Origin of the sequence: Chryseobacterium camelliae, from assembly GCF_002770595.1 — a bacterium.
Lineage (GTDB): Bacteria > Bacteroidota > Bacteroidia > Flavobacteriales > Weeksellaceae > Chryseobacterium > Chryseobacterium camelliae.
In genome coordinates, this window is sequence record NZ_CP022986.1 from 3,322,968 (window position 1) to 3,343,238 (window position 20,271).

The window sequence follows — 20,271 nt, forward strand, 5'->3', positions numbered from 1 at the left end:
TATGAAAAATATTAAGAAATATAAAAAAATTGCATTATTAGCGTGCATGATCTCTTTAAACGGTTTTACAGTTTCCTGTAGCAGCGATTATCTTGAAACAGACCCTACTACAGCAGTTTCTGAAGATGCAGCCTATTCAAGCGCTTCAAATCTGGCGGCCATCATTAGTGGAATGCACCGGAATATGTATTACAGGCAAAATTCCAATCAGGGCCAGAACGGACAGGGAGGTATCATGATCATGATGGATGCTTTGGGAGAAGACCTTGTATTTCCATCAACGGGTAATAACTGGTATGTTTCTACTGTGCGTTGGCAGGATCAGGTTAATGAGAATGCCTCAAATGATTTATATCCGTATCAGTTTTACTATGCTTTAATAAGGAATGCAAACTTAGTTATAAAAAACGGTCCCAATGTTCCAACAGTAAACTCCTCAGAGGAGGCAGTTGTTAAACAGGCTATAGGCGAAGCGTATGCATTCAGGGCATTTTGCCACTACATGCTTGTCCAGATGTATGGTAAGCGATATGTTCCTGCAACAAACAATACTCAACTGGGGGTTCCTATTCGTTTAACGCCTGATGAAGTTCCCATGAAAAGGAATACTGTTGAAGAAGTTTATACGCAGATCAATAATGATCTTGCTGAGGCTTTGAGCAGATTATCCAGTACTAGGACATCGAAGTCTCATTTTAATGACAAAGTCGTTTTGGGACTTAGAGCCAGAGTTGCCCTTACACAAGGAAATTATGCTCTTGCAGCCTCTTCTGCGAAGCTGGCCAGAAACGGATTTTCTCTTATGAGCAACGCTACCTATATGTCCGGCTTTAATAATCTTGAAGGTAATGGAGAGTGGATGTGGGGAGCTACGATCATCGCGGATCAGACAGATTACTTTGGGAATTTTGGTGCATATATGTCGAGGAACTACAATTCCACAAATATAAGACAGGCTCCAAAAGCTATGAACAGTAAACTCTTTGCCATGTTCCCGTCTACAGATGTGCGCACTAAGGTTGTTGATCCTACAGGAGCCCACACATCTTTATCGCTTCCTTCCACATTTTCAAAATTCCCTTATACAAGTCAGAAATTTTTATCTGCAAGTGTATCAGACAGTCGTCTGGATGTGCCGTATATGAGAGCTGCAGAAATGTACCTGATAGAAGCGGAAGCATTGGCAAGGTCCAATGATGAAATTAACTCTAAAATAGTTTTTAACCAGTTTATGCAGAACAGAAATCCTTCATATACCGGGGCTGTTACAACCGGGGCTGCTTATATTACAGAGATTCTCAATAACCGGAGAATAGAATTCTGGGGAGAAGGGTTCAGGTTCTTAGATCTTAAAAGACTGAATCAGGGACTTGACAGGACCGGGGCAAATCATTCAGCTGTGGTAGTCAATAATGTCCTGACTGTAAGCAACACTGATAACAGATGGCAATACTTAATTCCAAGAACTGAAATCAATGCTAATCCGCTGATAGAACAAAATCCACTTTAGGATTTTTATATTAACAAACAGATTTAATATTGCTACTCCGCTTTTTAAGCGGAGTTTTTTATTGAAAAATATTTTGTTATTTAAAATAAAATTATAACTTTGTATTTCAAAGTTCTTTTTATGGATGCTAAAAATTATCATGAAGACCTTTCCCATATCCGTTCTATGATGGAACGTTCCTCAAGGTTCATATCATTAAGTGGGCTTTCCGGTGTTTTTGCCGGTGTTTCAGCAATTGCAGGAGCTGTATATGTATATTTCAGGTTGAAGAAGGAGGGTATTGACTATCTTGAAGGTGACCGTAATATTTTTCATGCTGAATTAATCCGGGAACTGATTTGGGTAGCTGTCCTTATTCTTGTAGCGGCACTCCTCAGCGGATATTTTTTTACAGCCACTAAAAGCAGGAAGAAAGGATTGAAAATATGGGATGCTACTACCAGGAGGCTTCTGATAAGTTTTTCAATACCGTTATTAACGGGAGGAATATTTTCCCTGGCGCTTCTGTTTCATCATCTTTTTGTTTTTGTTGCGCCCGCAACACTGATCTTTTATGGTTTAGCCCTGGTAAGCGCAGAACGATATACATTAACAGATATAAAATATTTAGGATATTGCCAGATTGCCTTAGGTTTGATTTCCCTTTTCTTTTTAGGTTGGGGATTGATTTTCTGGACGATTGGGTTTGGATTTTTACATATAATATATGGTCTGATTATGCATAAAAAATATAAATAAGGCGCTGTGGAAAAATACATCCTATTTTTTATTGTTATTTTTGCAGCTGTATGATTCAGGCCTTTTTTATGACCGTGTTTTTCAGCTGTAAAAATTAAAAGAATACAGGAAATTATAAAGTTTAGCAACCGAAGATTCATCTGAGAAGAAAATATGAATACCAAACCTCTGTCAATAGTATCATTAAGGATGTTTTGTATACAACAGCATCAGATAGGAACAGTATATTAGCCAGAATATCAATACTTAAAATCAGGATTTTGTAACAATTGAATATCTGGAAACCAAGTAAAATGATTGTTGTTGAGGGGCAGTGGATGATTACTTTAGAATGAACAGGATACAAGTACAATGATTAATATCAGTCAACTCAATAAAGAATTTGAAAGTCGTGTAAGGCTGGGCATTATGTCTGTGCTGATGGTGAACGACTGGGTTGATTTTTCCGAAATGAAAAGCCTGCTGGAAATTACCGACGGCAATCTTGCGAGCCACAGCAATGCGCTTGAAAAATCGGAGTATATTGAAGTAAAGAAGGAATTTGTCGGGAAAAAGCCCAAGACTTCTTACAGGGTGACCCAGAAAGGAAGAGAAGCTTTTACGGAACATCTGAATGCACTTGAAAAACTGTTAGCAAACAAATAAATTTTTTTACCAATTAACTTTGTAATTCAAAGTACTTTTAAATAAAATAATATGTCAAAAAAAAGAAATTTAGTAGGCTTATACATGGCACCAGCCTTACTGCTTTGTATCCCGCTGGTTGGGAATCTGATGTCCTCAGAAGTTAACTGGTCAGGATATGATTTTCTTATAGCGGCCGTAATGCTTTGGGGTACTGTTGGTCTCATTCACCTTATTGTAAGCAGGGTCACTAAACCCATATTGAGAATAATGATTTGCTGTTTAGCGCTGGTCGCTTTAGCGCTAATATGGGCAGAGCTTGCTGTTGGGATTTTCGGGACTCCGCTGGCCGGTAGCTAAATCCATTGAGCCATGACAAGGAAAACATTTATCAAAAAAGCTTCTCTGCTGGCCATGGCGGGCGTGTTACCGGCTCTGTATTCCTGGCAGGTAGAGCCCTTCTGGCTTGAATTTGTAGAAAGGAAACTCCCGGTAAAAAATCTTCCCGGCCACTTGGAAGGTAAGATACTAATGCAGATTTCGGATCTGCATGTAGGGAGCAGGTTCGACTGGCATTTTATTATTGATGCCTTTACGAAAGCCAGAGATTATGATCCGGATTTTGTGGTGTACACCGGTGATTATGTGAACCTCGGCACACCGGAAGAAATTTCATCGCTGGAGCAGGTAATGGAACATGCAGTCAAGGGTAAGATCGCTACTTTAGGCATCTTAGGCAATCATGATTACGGGAAAAACTGGAGTGACCTCAGCATAACAGAGCGTATCTGTACGGTGCTTGAAAATAAAGCAATTACCATTCTGAAAAATACCCAACAGGAATATGAAGGACTCCGCTTTATCGGCTTTGAAGATCTTTGGTCGCCCAATTTCAGACCCATGGACGTCATGAAAGATTATGATCCATCGAAAGCCGGTATTGTCTTGTGCCATAATCCGAATGCGTGTGACCTGGATGTATGGAACGGATATCAGGGGTGGATTCTGAGCGGCCACACGCATGGCGGACAGTGCCGGATTCCCGGTGTGATCACTCCTGTTCTTCCCGTGAAGAACAAAAGATATGTATCCGGTGCCATCGATCTCCATGACGGAAGGATGCTGTACATCAACCGGGCCTTGGGGCATTCTTTTCAGGTCCGCTTCATGGTCCGTCCTGAAATTACACTTTTTACTTTAACCCAATCATAAAATGATGAACGATCAATCTGTAATAACATTAGGAAAGTCAGTATTCTGGCTGTTCTTTATCCTCGGGAATATCAGCATGATAGGCTATATCATAAGCAAAAATGATGAATTCGCAGTCGGCGGATTTATGTTGCTGATTTTCGGATCAATGATCAACCTGCTGATTGTTGCAGCTATTTTAGTCTATGCCTGGATTGATATACACCGGCGCAGTGACTGCATGAAGGCGGTGATGATCATCCTCATCAATATCCCGATTGCCATTCTATACTTCTTTATCGGAATTTCAATTCTAACATTTTAAGTATGAAAAAAATACGTATAAGGTTTCTGTTGCTGATTTATAACAGAACCCAGAAACTGTACAGGACCTGTTTTAAAAGGAAAAAAAGGCAATGGCAGTTCAATGAAAAACAGCTGCTGGAGTTTCATAAAGGTTCCTTAGGAAGGCAACTGGGAGAATTCTATGAAAAGCACGGATTCAGCATGATCCCCAAAATGGAAGACCATGATGTCCATCATCTCATCACCGGCTGCAGTACCCGTTTTGAAGATGAAATTGCCATGCAGTACCTACTCCTGGGAAACGGGAAGCTGAATGCACATCTTTTAGCTGCTATTGTCCTTGGAACCCTGATCCTGCCTGAATATGTACCACGCTATCGCCAATCTTACCAAAAAGGAAAAATGATGCGGAAATTTTACGATTGGGACTTCGAAACATTGCTCTGGCAGAATTTTGAACACCTGAAAGATTTTATCTTCCGGAAGAATACAGCGGTTTTACACTGATGGACACTATAGGTAAATCCGAAAACCCGTAATCATCAATTCAATTCTAAAATTATGAAAACACATCACTATATATTTCTTACTACTGCCTTATTTGTCGCTTTGTTCTACAACGAAAATGTAGGGCTTAATTTAGGGATGCTCTGCATCATTTATGCTATACTTACTGTAATCAGGACACCGGTAAAAAACAGGACAAAAACATTTTTTGTTTCGATGATAGCTTCTCTCACATCGGGCCTTGCATTTGCGTGGTACGGTGATTTCGCTTCATTTCTTGCAGTGGTAAGCTCCCTGCTGTTACTGTCGTACAGGTCAAAAAACAGGCGGATGAAAATCCTGTTGCTTATCCCTGTGTTTATAGTCAATACTTTTACTTCAATATGCCGTTTTTTCAGTTTTGAAGAATGGCTTCCCAAAAAGAATATTCCCGGGTTCTGGCAGAAGATGTTTGCATGGGTGATGATTCCCTTGGTGCTGGTCAGCATTTTCTTCGGGATTTATACAGCGGGAAGCCATCATTTTGCTGAACTTTTCAGCGGATACGAGTGGGATCTGGATATATGGCAGCTTCTGTGCATTGCCGTACTGGGATTTTTTATCGCATTCAATTACTGGAATTATGCTGTCGAAAAACTGATATATAAGCAGAACATGCGGCTGAGCAATGATTTTGAAAACAAGGAGAAAGTGCTGAAGCCCACCTATTCATTCTTTGATCTTGAAGCGGAGCGGGCAAGCGGAGTTATGTCATTCCTGCTCCTGAATATCCTTCTGGTCTTTTTTATTGTTACGTACAATTATGAACAGTTCTATGAAAGCAGTAAAGCAGCGGCAAAGCTTTCGGAAGAGACCCATGAAAGGGTAAATGCCGTCATCCTGTCTATTATCATGGCTGTCTTGGTTATGATGTTTTATTTTAAATCTGCTTTTAACTTTGACCCGAAGGCAGGCATGCTGAAATCTCTGGCAAAGATATGGATCCTGCTGAATGCCATACTTATTATTTCCGCCATGGCTAAAAATACTGAATACATCATGCAATACGGGTATACTTATAAAAGGCTTGGTGTAAGCGCTTTCCTTGTTCTTTCTCTAATAGGGCTGATGTTGATGTTCATTAAAATTCAGCGTCAGAAGAAAAATATATTCTTGTTCAACAGCATGGCATGGTTTGCGTATGCTGTGATCCTGGCTTGCAGCTTCTTCAATTGGGGTGGATTTATTACCCGGCAGAATGTCCGGCGTGAAAATTTCAATCCGGATTTTCACAAGACTTCCGTGAATTTCAATGAAAAAATACTTCTGGAATATGCCGAAAGAAACCACAAAGATCCATTGAAAAATGAAATTCTGGAAGAGATACAAAAACATGAGAAAGAAAGCTTCCTTTCACAGGTGTTATATTACCGTTCTGTCCGGTAAGAAAAGAACGACAGGTCTTTCAGTTAGTCCTTGTCGCTTCAGAGGTTGGAACAGTTTTCGCATGCCTAAATCTTATTGTATCATTTAAAAACAACACTTATGAAAAAATACTTCGTATTGATTCCTTTGCTGCTGCTGTCATGCAAAAAAGAGAAAGAAAAAACAGAAACAGCAAATCAGGATTCATCTGTGGTAACAGAGCAGACCCAGACTCAGCCGATGGCAGATTCCATAGCTTTAAGAAAAAAAGATTCTATCATCAATAATGCTCCGGCGACCAAGGAAGTGCTCAGAACAGGGGTAATGAGAGAGGTTAAGAATGGGGAAATTATCAGGACAATGGATGCCTCCCAACTGCCTTTCACTGTCGGGGAGCAGTTTACGGATCAGAACCAGAAGCTTATCCTGAAAATAAGTAATGTTGACCAGTCAAAAATTAATGCTAAAATCAGTACCCGGCAAAAAGATTTTAACATACGGTTTAACCAGATCAGGCTTCCTAATGGCGACTATGACGGGCCTTTTGGCAGGGATCTGACGTATGATATCAAAAGTAAAGGTGAAGTATGGCTGATCATCGGAAAAGATCAGATGGCGGAAGGGGATGTGAAAGGTGACTTTACAGTTAGTGTGGAATAAGTTGGTATAATTTCTGCAAAGACATTTTAAAATTCAATATTATGAAAAATATACTGTTAACAGCCGCCGCTGCCTCTGTTGTACTGGTAAGCTGTGGGACCGTACAATCTCTGGTCCAGAATACTTTCCCCTATACGGCCAATGTTCTGATTTCAACAGGGGTTCCTGCTGATAAGGAAGTTTCATCTACAGCGACTGCTTCCAATGTACAGACCTGGTTTGGGGGTAATAACGATGCGAAAATTAAAGATGTGAGGATTTCAGACGCTAAAATATCTGTTGTATCGCCGGCTGGTGGTACACTGAATGCGCTTAAGTCCGTTAAAGTATATATCTCTTCAAACGGGACCGGCGAAAAGTTGGTGGCATCCAGATCCAATATTTCTACTGATGCTGCAAGCCTTAATCTGGACCTTAGCACTTCCGGCTTTTTGGATGAGGTCGTTAAGAGCTCAGGCCTCACCGTAAGGACGGTTTATGAACTGAAAAATCAGACCAGCTCAGATATGAACCTGAGAATTGCCCTCAATTTCAGCAGTGTACCTGCCAATTAACAGGTAAAAAGCTTATTTCATAAAAAAGTCTTTCATTTTTTGAAAGACTTTTTTATGGTAATCGGTAATGAATCAGTTTTTGGTAGCAGAGTCCATTACAATGGTTACAGGACCGTCATTGACTAGCGATACTTTCATATCGGCACCGAATATGCCGCTTTCAGTTTTAAACCCGGATTTCGCTAATTCCTTCTTGAAATATTCAAATATCGGAACTGCCTGATCAGGTCTTGCCGCTCTGATGAATGAAGGGCGGTTTCCTTTTCTGTACTCTGCCATGAGGGTAAATTGACTGATGCACAGCAATTCCCCGGCTATATCCGTTACAGATAAATTCATTTTTCCTTCATCGTCGCCAAAAATCCTGAGGTTCAGTATTTTTTGAACCAGCCAGTCGGCATCATCCAAAGAATCGTTTTCATCTATGCCCACCAAAAGCATCAGCCCGCGGCCGATAGCTCCCACGATTTCTCCATTTACCTTTACACTGGATTCTGAGACTCTTTGTATAACGACTTTCATTAAAAATAAATATTTAGAATTTTCCCTGAAGGATCATAATTATACAGATATGTTTTAGGAGGAATATTAGCTACAGCGGTAGGCTGGCCGGTAAGCAGGATCCATGTAGCGTTATCTTTCGGGCAGACAACCTTGATGTTGTCTTTTACTTCCAGCGTGGTAGTATTGTCAGGGCAGATATGAGGAGCATTCCGGTCATAGATTTTAAAAGTAGTATCCGAAGCCCTTACCACAATCAATCCTTTGGTTCCGGACTGCTGTTCGTTGATGTACATCCAGTTTCCCACCTGGTTCAAAGCATAGTAAGCAGGAAGGTTGAGGTTCAGCGTTACATTGATAGGGTTATTCGGAAAGCAGCTTACCGTATCTTCACGGTTGCCGCAGGATTGGATCATTAAGCCGTTGAATATCAGTAAGGTGGTAATTGAAAGGATTGCGAAAGTTTTTTTCATTTCAATTTAAATTTTTATATATTTGTAACTTAAACGATTATATCAACAAAACATTGTCCGGCAAATGTCGGATTATTTTTTTATACTAAAACTAAATTTTGAAAATTATGGCAAGCTATGTAACAAAGGAGGGACTCGAGAAAATGAAGGCTGAGCTGGAACAACTGGAAACTGTTGAAAGACCTAAGATTACCCAGCAGATTGCAGAAGCGAGAGATAAAGGGGACCTGTCTGAAAATGCAGAATACGATGCAGCCAAAGAAGCGCAGGGAATGCTCGAAATGAGGATTTCCAAACTGAAGGATGCTATTGCAAGTTCCAAAATTATCGATGAAAGCCAGCTTGATACTTCAAAAGTTTCCATCCTCACTACGGTGAAGTTGAAAAATAATGCAACCCAGCAGCAGCAGGTATTTACTCTGGTACCGGATAACGAAAGTGACCTGAAAAGCGGTAAGATCTCGGTGAATACGCCTATAGCAAAAGGATTACTGGGCAAAGTGGTAGGAGAGACTGCAGAAATTGTGTTGCCGAACGGAAACAAACTGTCTTTTGAAGTGCTGGATATCAGCCTTTAATCATCTTTAATTTTCATCACTATACAATGAGTACCATATTTACTAAAATCATCAACAGGGAAATTCCTTCCTATATTATTGCGGAAGATGAGAATTTCGTGGCATTCCTGGATGCAATGCCTTTGGTAAAGGGGCATACCCTGGTGGTTCCTAAAAAAGAAACGGACCTGATCTTTGATCTGGAAAGTGATGAATATAAAAACCTTTGGGGCTTTACTCAGGAAATTGCTAAAAAAATCAAAAATGCAGTTCCGTGTGTAAGAGTTGGAGTGGCCGTAGTGGGGCTGGAAGTTCCCCATGCCCACATCCATCTGATTCCGCTGAATACAGTGGAAGATATGAATTTCAAAAATACCAGGCTTAAGCTGACAGATGAAGAGTATAAAGAAATTCAGAAATCAATTATTAATTCTTAAAATATAAAATCGTAAAAGTTGCTTTTGCGATTTTTATCATATAATCCAAAATTTAAAATGAATTCAAACCAGTGTTCTTTTTGCGGCAGAAAGAGAAATGAAGTGCAGATGCTGATCTCCGGTCAGAACGGTTATATTTGTGAAAACTGTATCGAGCAGGCTCATGCTATTGTAAAAGACAGTGCAGCGGGCCCGGGATTTTCTCCTGCGGAAAATATCAGCGAACTTAAAAAGCCTAAGGAGATCAAAGAATTTCTGGACGAGTATGTCATCGGACAGGATCAGGCAAAAAAACAGCTTTCCATCGCTGTTTACAACCATTATAAAAGACTGCTTCACGCAAAAGACGAAAACAGGTCTGTGGAGCTGGAAAAATCCAATATCATCATGATCGGGGAAACCGGTACCGGAAAAACGCTGCTGGCTAAAACCATTGCACGGGAGCTTAACGTTCCGTTCTGTATTGTGGATGCCACAATCCTTACGGAAGCAGGGTATGTGGGAGAAGATGTGGAAAGCATTCTTTCCAGGCTGCTGATGGTTGCAGATTATGATGTTGAAAAGGCAGAAAGAGGAATCGTATTCATCGATGAGATTGATAAAATTGCCAGGAAATCTGATAATCCCAGCATTACCAGGGATGTATCCGGGGAAGGAGTGCAGCAAGGTCTGCTTAAACTTTTGGAAGGAAGCATCGTTAATGTACCGCCGCAGGGTGGACGTAAGCATCCGGATCAGAAATACATCCAGGTCAATACCCAGAATATCCTGTTCATTGCCGGAGGGGCTTTTGACGGGATCAAGGAAATTATTGAGAGAAGGCTGAACAAGCAGGCGATAGGGTTCAGCTCAGAGAAGATCAATAAAACCGGTGAAGATGAATATATCCTGACCAACATCAATGCTATCGATCTCCGTTCCTTCGGGTTGATTCCTGAACTGTTAGGACGTTTCCCTATCATTACATATCTGGATAAACTGACAAAGGAAACCATGGTGCGCATTATGAAAGAGCCCAGGAATTCGATCGTGAACCAGTTTGTGGAACTTTTCAAAATGGATGATACAAAACTGGTGTTTACTGATGGTGCCATTGAGAAAATCGTAGATGAAACTATGGAGAAAGGATTAGGCGCCAGAGGGCTTAGGGGGACTACGGAAAAAGTACTTGAAGATTACATGTTTTCTATAGGCGAAGAAAAGGATATTACGCTAACTGAAGATAATATTTTCATCAATAAATAAAATAATTTTTTCAGTTTATCAAAAAAAAACATAACTTTGCCCTTGAGATATTGTATTAACACACAAATATTTATATACAATGAGAAAAAGTTTATTTGCTATTGGCCTTTTAGCAGCCAGTTATTCTGTTCAGGCGCAGAATATTTTGTGTCATGTAGACACAAACGCTAATATGTATGTAAGCAAGGGAACGCTGGTCTACAGCGGGGGAGGCATGCAGATGAAAGGAAACGGTAAGATCGAAAACCATGGTAACGTTATGGTTGCAGGATCTTCTTCCGATTCTTTCAAAACAATCGATGCTTCAAATGTTGACAAAGTTGAGAGTAACGGTGGAGACAACTTCGTTAATGTGATTAACGAACCGAATTCTTACGCAACTGTCAACACCAATTCTTCATCGGCAACACCTTCGTACACCTATGGTCAGCTTTTTATTACAGGTATTCCGCAGTCCAATATTACAGGGATTGTAGATCAGCAGTATAAAGCAGTGAGCCATGGTGCCTATCAGCAGGTGGGTATGCCTTTCTATGCAAAAACGTTATCTACATTAAATTCTGAATTGGGTAAAACCTTTTCAGGAGTACGAGGTTCCGGGAACGATATCCTCCAGTGGAACAATGATAATGTTGTATTTAATCATTTTACAAACCTTACTTACAGAATAGGTATTGATTCTCCTTTGTATGCATATTACATTCTTGGAGGAACCAATCTTGATGTAAGCGGTTCAACCAGGACATTAAAAGGACGTCCTTTTTCTGATACCAGCGGTACTTCTGTGACGTTAACCGGCGCAGGTGCCAATGTTACTTTCGGTGCAGGAGGAGGCAACGTTAACCAGTACAATGAAAAATACTGGTCATATGTTCAGGATGGATTCCATATTGCATCCGGTGGAACAGCATGGCAGGGTAATTACGGTAAAAATATCTACCAGTTTTCAAACCCTTTCCTGACAAACCTTGATCTTAGATGGATTGCTACCAATGAAAGCGCAACAACCGGAGATGGGATCAATCTGAGCAACATTCAGGCGGTTAGGTTTGAAGTAAGCGGTGTTCAATATTCCAATACCAACAATGGTGGCGGTGGTTCTGCATCGTACAAGTTTGTTTCTTTTGCAAGTAATCTGCCGGCAGGATCGCCTTCTACAGGAGGGTCTACAACTGTACCGACAGGAGACCTGGATTATCTTGTAGTACGTCCTATGAGTACTTTCGTAATCAAACTGAAGGATAATACAGCGGCTAACCAGGTATTGAATTTTAATAACCTGAGAAGATTCAATTATTTCAGCAGGGCGGCAAGTACCGATTATGGTGTGTCTGCAAGCAAGTCGAGCACTTCAACTTCAGGAACGGTAAAACAATTGGGTATTATTGGTCTTGATGCCAATGGAAATGAAGTGGCAAGAACCTATTATGTGGTTTTTCCTAACGGAACTACGGGGCACTCCAGTAATGCTCTGACTCAGATTTCTACTCCTTCAGGAAACGTTTTAGGAACCTTTGAAGAGGATCCGGCAGGAGGGTATGACAATAACTATACCAGCCAGTACTGGTTATACATCAATGAAGCCAACGAAAATAATTTTAAGGGCAAGAATATTAAGATGGTCAATTATGACCTTTCTAAAATCAAATCATATAAATTTGAGATCAGAGAGAATGCAGAATTGGTTTCCAACGGTACGCATCAGCTGTCGACAGGAATCGGGTTCTATTATAAAACTCCGAACGGAACCGCTCAGGCAGCAGTGCAGGGTGGTGTAGTGCCGGTTTCTGATGCCGTATTTGATTTATACTACGGTGAGCCTAACAGCGTTCTTGCGGTGGATAACACTTCAGTAAAACCTTCCAGAACGATGGTGGTTTATAATCCTGATGTTACCAATTATATAGTAAGATTTGATCCAAACTGGAAAAAAGCAGATATTGAAGTTTATGATATGAGTGGCAAGCTTGTTATCTCTAAAAAAGCAGTAAGTACTTCTAAGGATTTCGTTATCGAACTGGATAATGCACTTAAAAATTCTTATGTAGTTAAGATTGTGTCGGATAAGGGAGAAACTGTTAACACCAAAATCTTAAAATAAATGAAAACAATAATCAATAAACTAATATCCGCTCTTTTTCTTGTCACTGCATTGTGGATGAATGCGCAGGGAGGAGGTACTCCAAGCATGCCTAATCCGGGAGCTTCTAACCCTAATAACGGTGTTGGAGGAGTAACTCCGGGGGCACAGGCTTCACCAATCGATATGTACGTGTTGGCATTGGGAATCGTGGCAATAATGCTCATTGTATTTTTTACGAAGAGATACAAGAGCCATAAAATATAAAAATTTTATTAAAATAATATCAAACTCCCCGATTAATCGGGGAGTTTTTTTATTTTTACCGCATGAAAAAGATTTATGTATTATCAGCAATACTCCTCAGCCTCTGCTTTCAGGCACAGTTTACAGTAACGATCCAGGCTCCCGCCGACTTTCAGGATCAGGATGCTGTCCTCTATACGCTAAATGGATCTAAAGATATTATTGCAACTAAAGAACCGTCTAAAAACCATATCTGGACTTTTAAATATCCCAAACATTATATGGGAATGATGAAGGTATATCTTCCATCCAGTAACAATAGCTTTAATTTCATTTCAGAGAATAAGAATGTCAATATTACATTCACTACTGAAAAGAATAAAATTAAGGATGTCATGTACCAGGATGAATCCAATGAGTTGATGAGCCGGTTTCAGGAGAATTCACAGAAACGTCAGCTGATCCTGCCTGCACTCACCCAGATTAAGGAATATTATAAAGAAACTACGGAATTCGGGAAGGCTTTAAAAAGTGAGATCTCCAGGCTTTCTATTCAGACCGGGGATATAGATCAGTCAAAGCATCCGTTTATCTATTACTACAATACTAATTACGATAAGTTTATAGCCGAAGGGAATGCTAAGAAGGCAACCCAGGAAGAAATCATTAATTTCATTGATAAGTCCAATGATATGCTGGAAAGCTCGTCATTGCTCAGGCCTTTATTGGTTGCTTATTTAAATACAGGCGGTAACACCAATGTTGCAGGATCTGTAGATAAACTTCTTGACCGTCTTAAAGTTGAAACACCGCGCGGACAGACCGTGTTATCCGAGCTTATTGATATTTTTGATGTTTACGATATGTCTGAGCTTAAGAGCAAATACCTCAACCTTGCTAGAAACCTTAAGTGTACTATAACCGACAGGCTGGCTTCTACATTGAAATCCAATGCGAATGTAGAAATGGGGGCTGTTTTCCCGAACTATAAGTTTCAGTCGCCGGTCAATACGACTGCCAGGTCTTTATACGATGTAAAAGCAGATAAAAAGGTTATTGTTTTCTGGTCTTCTACCTGCTCACACTGTGAAAATGAGCTTCCGAAGCTGCTTGAGAAATACAATGAGCTTAAGGCTAGAAATATCCAGGTGATAGGATTCTCATTGGATGTAGACCGAGATTCGTATATGAATAAGATCAAGGCATTCCCATGGATCAATGACTCCGAACTGAAGGGATGGAACAGCAGTTTTGCAGATACCTATAATATTCATGCAACACCAACCTATTTTATTTTAGATGCTAACAATAAGATAATCAGCAAGCCAGAACATGTAGGGGATGTTTTGGAATATTTTAAGCTAAAATAATTTTGGAGGTAAGCAATTATTTTCTATATTTGCACCACCAAAACGGCGAGGTAGCTCAGTTGGTTAGAGCGCAGGATTCATAACCCTGAGGTCACGGGTTCAATTCCCGTCTTCGCTACAAAAAAACCGGAACTTATACAGTTCCGGTTTTTATTTTTTAACTCTGGTATCCCAGAAGTTTTCTCATCTGATAGAAGAATCTTTCGATAAGCCTCAGATCCTGGGTAACAATTTCTGCATTTCCGCGAAGCTCTTTATCAAACGGAAGTGTTTTGTTGTAAGAGGTGCGCAAACCTTTCGGAAGGGTTACGTCTACATAATAATTGCCTTTATCATCAGGAGACATGGATATATTCTGGACACGTCCTTCAATGATGCCATATTCCTGAAAGCGATAGTTATCCAGCTTGATGAGCACTTTTTCTCCGGTCTTTACCTTACCTGAGTTGACAGAAGGCACCGACATCCTGCCTACCAGCTGCTCTTTGTTTTCAGGAAGGATTGTCAGGATTGCATCTCCTGTTTTCACGAATTGGTTTTCCCCGAAAAACTGCTGAAAACTTGCCACACCGTCGGTTGAAGAAACAATAAGGTAATTCTGTTCCCATTGCTTTAAGGCTTTTCTGAGCTGCTCGAACAGTTGAAGCGTCTGGGAAGAATAGGTGATCTTATCTTTTTCAGTACTGATGGCTGTGCCGCTTTTGGTCTTGTTAAGATTGGAGATGCCTTCTTCCATCTGTGACAGAGAAATATTGATGTTTTCCAGATTCTGTTGTTCCTGGATGAACTTTATCTTTTCATTTTCCAGCTCTACCGCTGAAATAACGCCCTGGTTAAACAGATCCTGTGAACGCTGATAGCTTTTCCTGGTGAGTTCATATTTAGCCTGTTCCAGCTTTTTCTGTTGCTGAAGGGTAGCGATCCTGGCGCGGTATTCCGAAATGCTCTGATTGGCAGCCAGGTTTTCCGGGGCGTATGGCTGTAGCCTTGTAAATAAGGCTTCATCCTGAAATGCCTTTGCAAAACTGTTGTAATCACCCTGAAGTTCCCCCAGCTTAAAGTGTGAGGTTTCATGTAACGGGAATGACTGCAGCTGGCTGGGTGTTAACGAGTCAACGATCTTTTTAAGAGCCAGCACATCCTGGTAATTGGCAGTTGACTGCATAACCATTAAGATATCATTTTTACGGACTTCCTGATGGTTTTTAATGAAGATCTTCTCAATCTTGGAATTGGTCCTTGCCTCCAGCTTTTCCGGCGGATTTTGAGAGGTTACCACAACAGGGGCGGGAACAAACTCAGGATACTTGATCAGGTAGCTCATAATAAGTACCATTACCAGAATAATGAGTATAATCGTATTGCCCCACCGGATCATCCAGTGAGGGGGTTGTGTAAGAATGTCCTGTACGCTTTCAGAACGGAGTTCAATAGTATCTAAAGTATCTTTTTCCATATATAAAATGTTAAACAGAAATCCTCACTCCGAGGATTTCTGGTCAGATGCAATTACAGAGGTAATTTGTAATTACATTTTGGATCATTGTCCGGCTCAGCACCCGGAATGACTTCTCCACCCGGACAATACTGATTGCAGGGATTCCACTGCTTCGTATTATTGATGTAGCAGAAACAATTGCACGGACCGCCCGGCAGTGGCCCTGCACCATAAATGGTACTCAGATCCGGTCTTCGGATTTTTTTTAGATTTTTCATAAATATAATGTTGAATGGGTTCCAAGTAAAGTTACAAATTGAAGATTAATTTCCGAGTTCCAGCTGGTTTTTTACCAGCCTGTAGTATTCACCCCTTAAAGCCACCAATTCTGTATGGCTGCCTTCCTCTACCACCTTTCCTCTGTCCAGTACGATAATCTTGTCCGCATGTTTTACCGTTGAAAGCCTGTGGGCAATAACAATAGCCGTCTTGCCTTTGAAGAATTGCTCAAGGTTTTCCATGATGATCTTCTCGTTATTCGCATCCAGTGCGGAAGTCGCTTCATCGAAGAAGATGTACTCCGGTGACTTATAAACCGCTCTTGCAATAAACAGCCGCTGTTTTTGTCCGCCGCTCACCCCGACACCTTCATTCCCGATCTTCGTATTGTAGCTTAGCGGAAGGCCTTCAATGAACTCTTTGATGTGGGCAATGTCCACAGCTTTTCTGAGTTTCTGTTTATCCACATAATCTTCGCCAACCGCAATATTATTGGCAATCGTATCATTGAATACATATCCTTCCTGCATTACGACACCACAATGATCCCTCCAGAAACGCGGTGAAATATTTTTAAGATTGGTATTGCCGAGCCTGATGTCTCCCTGGCTGGGCTCGTAAAATTTCATCAGCAGTTTCAGCAAAGTGCTTTTTCCGCTTCCGCTGGCCCCTACAATAGCTGTGGTTTTCTGGTGAGGAATGGTCAGGTTAAGGTTTTCGAATACAAACAGGTCCGAACCTACATAACGGAAAGACATATTTTCAATTTCAATATCCTGCTGGGGAAGATCAGTGACGTACTGCTCATCCTTGCTTTCTTCATCTTCCTTATCATGGATTTCCCCGAGCCTTTCCAGAGATATTTTGGCATCCTGGAACTGTCTGATAAAGTCAATCAGCTGAAGGAGGGGACTGTTCAGTTGCCCGATAATATACTGTACAGAAAGCATCATCCCTAAGGTGAGGTTACCGCTCAGAACCAGTTTGGCGGATAGGAAACTCACCAGGATATCCTTCATCTGATTGATGAAATTTCCGCCTACCGACTGCCATTGCTCCAAGGAGAGGGATTTGATCCTGATCTTAAACAGTTTCACCTGAAGGAATTCCCAGTCCCACCGTTTTTGCTTTTCAGCATTATGCATTTTAATTTCCTGCATCCCATTGATCAGCTCTATAACTTTGCTCTGTTCCTGGGAAACCTGCGAGAATCTTTTGTAATCCAGCTCTTTTCTTCGGTTAAGGAAAAAGGTAATCCATCCTACATACGCAACAGCACCTATCAGGTATACTGCAAAAAGCCGGTAATCATACAATAACAGGACGATGCTGAAAATGATCAGGTTGACCAGAGAAAATAAAGTATTCAGTGAAGAGCTGGTCAGGAGCTGTTCGATTCTGTGGTGGTCATTGATCCTCTGCATGATATCTCCCGTCATCCGTGTATCAAAGAAACTGATCGGCAGCTTCATCAGTTTGATGAAGAAATCTGAAATGATGGAAATATTGATCCGGGCAGACAGATGAAGAAGAATCCAGCTCCGGATGACTTCAATGCCCATTCTTCCGATGAAAAGCATGATCTGGGCCAGAAGCACAAGGTAAATAAAGTTCAGGTCCTGATTCTGGATTCCGACATCCACAATACTCTGCGTAAGGAAAGGAAAGATCAGGGACAGTAAACTTCCCGCAAGCAGTCCGATGGCAAGCTGACTGACGAGCGACTTGTACTTAAGGAGGTATTTGGACAGGAAGGAAAAGCTGGCTTTGCTTTCCTTATCATCAAATTCGGTCTGGAAAAATGCAGGCGTAGTTTCCAGGATCAGGACAATTCCTTCCTCGGTCTCTTCTGTAGCATTTTCTCCGATCCATAGTTTAATGAACTCCTCACGGGTATAGGTAATAAGCCCGTAACTCGGATCTGAAATATATACTTTGTTATTTTTGTCTATTTTATAAACGACTACAAAATGATTTTTGTTCCAGTGTACGATACACGGGAACGGAACTTCCTCAGTAAGGGTTTTAAAATCAATCTGTACACCCAGCGACCTGAATCCCAGGTCTTCAGCGGCGTCACTTAGCCCCAGCAGGCTGCTGCCTTCACGGGTCGTTTCGGAAAGGTTACGGATCTGCTGCAAGGAAATACTCTTTCCATAATATTTGCTTACAATACGGAGGCAGGTCGGGCCGCAGTCTTTAGAGTCCGGCTGGCGGTAAAAAGGAAAAGATTTCAACTTCAATAATCTATCTGATTTTTTATATAAGTTGCCGTCAGGATATGGCGGCAACTTCTTTGCTTGGGCATTTTGCTTTTATGGACTGGAGTCCATATCATGCTGTTAGTCTATTGGATAATAGGTGCAAAGATAAGTACTTGCACTCGCTCCGGAAATCAGCCTGCATGCTCCGTTGGCACAACACCAGTCCGGTCCGCAGTCTCCGTCATCCGGACACATCCTGTAGCCACCTTTAATGGTTTTCAGGTCTTCTCTTGTCATTTTCTTTAGATTTTTCATAATAATTTGGTTTAGTTTTCCTACTCTGTCAGCTTTTCGGATACCGCTTTAAGTGTTCCTAAGTTAATGAATTTTAGGATAGAATGAGCTTTTTTATAAGTCTTCGTCTTCGATTAATTCACTGATAAAATAGTAGATGTCCTCGCGGTCATATTTCTCCGGGAACTGGTAACCGTTAATCAGGAAAATAGGCGTGAAATTAAGCCCCGCTTCCTTGTTTTCTATAGACATGTGAATCAGTGGAGTGAGATCTTCATGCTGCGTATCGGTACCTGCAAGAGTTTTGATTTTGCTTTCGTCCTTGGTTTTGAACCATAGGTCCACTGCCTTGATAAACTCCGTTTCAGGCTTCTGTCTGTAAATGGACATAAAATCTGATATCAGGCCGGTAAATTTATCGTTTTTCTGATCTGCCGAGTAATTAAAACGTATCTGGACGGATAGGTCATCAGGATATTGTTCTAACAGTTTTTCCAGTATGGTATGCGCATCTTTACAGAATCCGCAGTAAGGATTGGACACTACTGAAATACGAACTCTGCCATCTTTTTTCCCTACAGAGAATGTTTCCTGATCACTGAACTGTATTTTTTCACTCTCTGTGAGTTCCCTTTTGAAGAGCTCGTAATTTCTTTTGAACCTCAGGTTTTTGGAATTGGATTTCTGCAGGGTTTCCTTTTCACCCAACACATTGTTAAGATAGAGAACCAGCGAGAGTACAGCGATCCATAAAGCAATGCTCAGTAAAATTATTCTGTAATCCATATAAGTATTCCCGAAGAACAGGAAACTGAGGAGTAACTGGGCTACAAGAAGAGAAATGATGATCAGGCAGACACGGCAATAGGTCTTTTCCACAAAAGCCTGGATGTATACCGAATATCCCACGGCCATCATAGATAGCAATGTAATCCCCTTGATCAGCATGGCTGTAGCCGGTAAAAAAAGGCCCATCACCAAAAGCCCTGTAAAATAAATCAGGGAGAAATCTGAAAACTTCAGGCCAAGAATGCTGGTCTTATCCTGATTAATGATTTTGTTGCATGAATTAACGTTCTGGTTAGCAGAAGTGTCTCCACAGATGCTGCTGATAACGGTTGATGTACTTCCGAATTTCTGGTTGAAAATCTCCAGTGAAATATATACGCCGGCTAAAGATATCAGGTTGAAAAGTACTTCATACCATGACTGGCTTACCACTGAATACAGGACGATAACCGCAGAAGCAATGTACAGCAGAGGTTTAATGCTGTTAACAGTCTTACTTTCCGTATTTTCATTTTTCTCGAATAAGAGTATGAAGTCTGTTGACCGTGAGTGCAACTCTGCTTTGCTCAGTGTTTTTACTTTTTCTGCATAAACAGTATACTGGTTTCCTGATTTCCTGACTAATGAAAATGAATCATCCACTATAGCAATGAATTCATCCGGAAGCTCATCCCAGTATTGTTTGTCCAGTTCATAAGCATCGTTTTTTACTCCCATGAAGTTCAGCGTGTCACTGAATGCCAGGGCAGAAGGATAATTGGGATGCGAATTGAACTGAAAAATGAATTCCTGCTTATCAAGTTTAAGGTGTTGGATGAGTTTATCGAATTGCATAGTCATATTTTCATCTAAAATACACAGATG

General features: G+C 40.9%; 22 protein-coding genes and 1 tRNA gene. 17 read left to right on the forward strand and 6 right to left on the reverse strand.

Annotation, left to right across the window (positions count from 1 at the left end; all coding sequences use genetic code 11):
• The first annotated feature begins 46 nt into the window (after positions 1-46).
• The 10 genes from CGB83_RS15405 (at position 47) to CGB83_RS15450 (ending at position 7,494) form a co-directional block, all read left to right on the forward strand.
• The gene (locus tag CGB83_RS15405; protein ID WP_100077615.1) at positions 47-1,510 is read left to right on the forward strand and encodes a RagB/SusD family nutrient uptake outer membrane protein; all 1,464 of its coding nucleotides are present in this window, start codon (positions 47-49) and stop codon (positions 1,508-1,510) included.
• A 120-nt stretch (positions 1,511-1,630) separates the two neighbouring features.
• A complete protein-coding gene (locus tag CGB83_RS15410; RefSeq protein ID WP_100076604.1) occupies positions 1,631-2,248 on the forward strand; it encodes a hypothetical protein in 618 nt (205 codons plus the stop codon).
• Between the two features lie 351 nt (positions 2,249-2,599).
• A complete protein-coding gene (locus tag CGB83_RS15415) occupies positions 2,600-2,893 on the forward strand; it encodes a winged helix-turn-helix domain-containing protein (RefSeq protein WP_100076605.1) in 294 nt (97 codons plus the stop codon).
• 51 nt (positions 2,894-2,944) lie between these two features.
• Positions 2,945-3,232, forward strand: coding sequence for a hypothetical protein (locus tag CGB83_RS15420; RefSeq protein WP_100076606.1), 288 nt, complete (start codon positions 2,945-2,947; stop codon positions 3,230-3,232).
• 12 nt (positions 3,233-3,244) lie between these two features.
• Positions 3,245-4,084: a metallophosphoesterase gene (locus CGB83_RS15425; RefSeq protein WP_100076607.1), complete on the forward strand. Its 840-nt coding sequence runs from the start codon at positions 3,245-3,247 to the stop codon at positions 4,082-4,084.
• A gap of 1 nt (position 4,085) precedes the next feature.
• Positions 4,086-4,388: a hypothetical protein gene (locus tag CGB83_RS15430; protein ID WP_100076608.1), complete on the forward strand. Its 303-nt coding sequence runs from the start codon at positions 4,086-4,088 to the stop codon at positions 4,386-4,388.
• 2 nt (positions 4,389-4,390) lie between these two features.
• On the forward strand, positions 4,391-4,876 hold the full coding sequence (locus CGB83_RS15435) for a Coq4 family protein (RefSeq protein ID WP_100076609.1): 486 nt from the start codon (positions 4,391-4,393) through the stop codon (positions 4,874-4,876).
• Positions 4,877-4,930: 54 nt separating this feature from the next.
• Positions 4,931-6,301, forward strand: coding sequence for a DUF4153 domain-containing protein (locus tag CGB83_RS15440; protein ID WP_100076610.1), 1,371 nt, complete (start codon positions 4,931-4,933; stop codon positions 6,299-6,301).
• A gap of 99 nt (positions 6,302-6,400) precedes the next feature.
• Positions 6,401-6,940 (forward strand): hypothetical protein, encoded by a 540-nt coding sequence (locus CGB83_RS15445; RefSeq protein ID WP_100076611.1) that lies wholly within the window; start codon positions 6,401-6,403, stop codon positions 6,938-6,940.
• A 41-nt stretch (positions 6,941-6,981) separates the two neighbouring features.
• The gene (locus tag CGB83_RS15450) at positions 6,982-7,494 is read left to right on the forward strand and encodes a hypothetical protein (RefSeq protein WP_100076612.1); all 513 of its coding nucleotides are present in this window, start codon (positions 6,982-6,984) and stop codon (positions 7,492-7,494) included.
• Between the two features lie 72 nt (positions 7,495-7,566).
• On the opposite strand, the gene dtd is transcribed toward CGB83_RS15450, so the two are convergent.
• Together dtd and CGB83_RS15460 are read right to left on the reverse strand one after the other, a co-directional pair.
• Entirely contained in the window at positions 7,567-8,016 is a 450-nt protein-coding gene (gene dtd, locus CGB83_RS15455) for a D-aminoacyl-tRNA deacylase (RefSeq protein ID WP_100076613.1), read from the reverse strand.
• Positions 8,016-8,468, reverse strand: a complete 453-nt coding sequence (locus CGB83_RS15460; protein WP_100076614.1) for a hypothetical protein — start codon at positions 8,466-8,468, stop codon at positions 8,016-8,018. Before CGB83_RS15460 ends, dtd begins: the two co-directional genes overlap by 1 nt.
• Before the next feature lie 107 nt (positions 8,469-8,575).
• On the opposite strand from CGB83_RS15460, the gene greA reads away from it, so the two are divergent.
• The 7 genes from greA to CGB83_RS15495 all read left to right on the forward strand — a co-directional run bounded on the left by greA (position 8,576) and on the right by CGB83_RS15495 (position 14,521).
• Positions 8,576-9,046, forward strand: a complete 471-nt coding sequence (gene greA / locus CGB83_RS15465; RefSeq protein WP_100076615.1) for a transcription elongation factor GreA — start codon at positions 8,576-8,578, stop codon at positions 9,044-9,046.
• A gap of 26 nt (positions 9,047-9,072) precedes the next feature.
• The gene (locus tag CGB83_RS15470) at positions 9,073-9,462 is read left to right on the forward strand and encodes an HIT family protein (RefSeq protein ID WP_100076616.1); all 390 of its coding nucleotides are present in this window, start codon (positions 9,073-9,075) and stop codon (positions 9,460-9,462) included.
• A 57-nt stretch (positions 9,463-9,519) separates the two neighbouring features.
• On the forward strand, positions 9,520-10,707 hold the full coding sequence (clpX, locus tag CGB83_RS15475; protein WP_100076617.1) for an ATP-dependent Clp protease ATP-binding subunit ClpX: 1,188 nt from the start codon (positions 9,520-9,522) through the stop codon (positions 10,705-10,707).
• A 79-nt stretch (positions 10,708-10,786) separates the two neighbouring features.
• Positions 10,787-12,808 (forward strand): T9SS type A sorting domain-containing protein, encoded by a 2,022-nt coding sequence (locus CGB83_RS15480; RefSeq protein WP_100076618.1) that lies wholly within the window; start codon positions 10,787-10,789, stop codon positions 12,806-12,808.
• A complete protein-coding gene (locus tag CGB83_RS15485) occupies positions 12,809-13,054 on the forward strand; it encodes a signal peptidase (protein WP_100076619.1) in 246 nt (81 codons plus the stop codon).
• Positions 13,055-13,116: 62 nt separating this feature from the next.
• Entirely contained in the window at positions 13,117-14,403 is a 1,287-nt protein-coding gene (locus CGB83_RS15490) for a peroxiredoxin family protein (protein WP_100076620.1), read from the forward strand.
• A 44-nt stretch (positions 14,404-14,447) separates the two neighbouring features.
• Positions 14,448-14,521 (forward strand) — tRNA-Met (locus tag CGB83_RS15495).
• A gap of 39 nt (positions 14,522-14,560) precedes the next feature.
• On the opposite strand, the gene CGB83_RS15500 is transcribed toward CGB83_RS15495, so the two are convergent.
• The 4 genes from CGB83_RS15500 to CGB83_RS15515 all read right to left on the reverse strand — a co-directional run bounded on the left by CGB83_RS15500 (position 14,561) and on the right by CGB83_RS15515 (position 20,241).
• Entirely contained in the window at positions 14,561-15,859 is a 1,299-nt protein-coding gene (locus tag CGB83_RS15500; RefSeq protein ID WP_100076621.1) for an HlyD family secretion protein, read from the reverse strand.
• 305 nt (positions 15,860-16,164) lie between these two features.
• On the reverse strand, positions 16,165-18,357 hold the full coding sequence (locus CGB83_RS15510; RefSeq protein WP_100076623.1) for a peptidase domain-containing ABC transporter: 2,193 nt from the start codon (positions 18,355-18,357) through the stop codon (positions 16,165-16,167).
• Positions 18,358-18,462: 105 nt separating this feature from the next.
• A complete protein-coding gene (locus tag CGB83_RS20205) occupies positions 18,463-18,639 on the reverse strand; it encodes a bacteriocin-like protein (RefSeq protein WP_157761434.1) in 177 nt (58 codons plus the stop codon).
• Positions 18,640-18,732: 93 nt separating this feature from the next.
• On the reverse strand, positions 18,733-20,241 hold the full coding sequence (locus CGB83_RS15515) for a vitamin K epoxide reductase family protein (protein WP_100077616.1): 1,509 nt from the start codon (positions 20,239-20,241) through the stop codon (positions 18,733-18,735).
• Positions 20,242-20,271 lie beyond the last annotated feature (30 nt).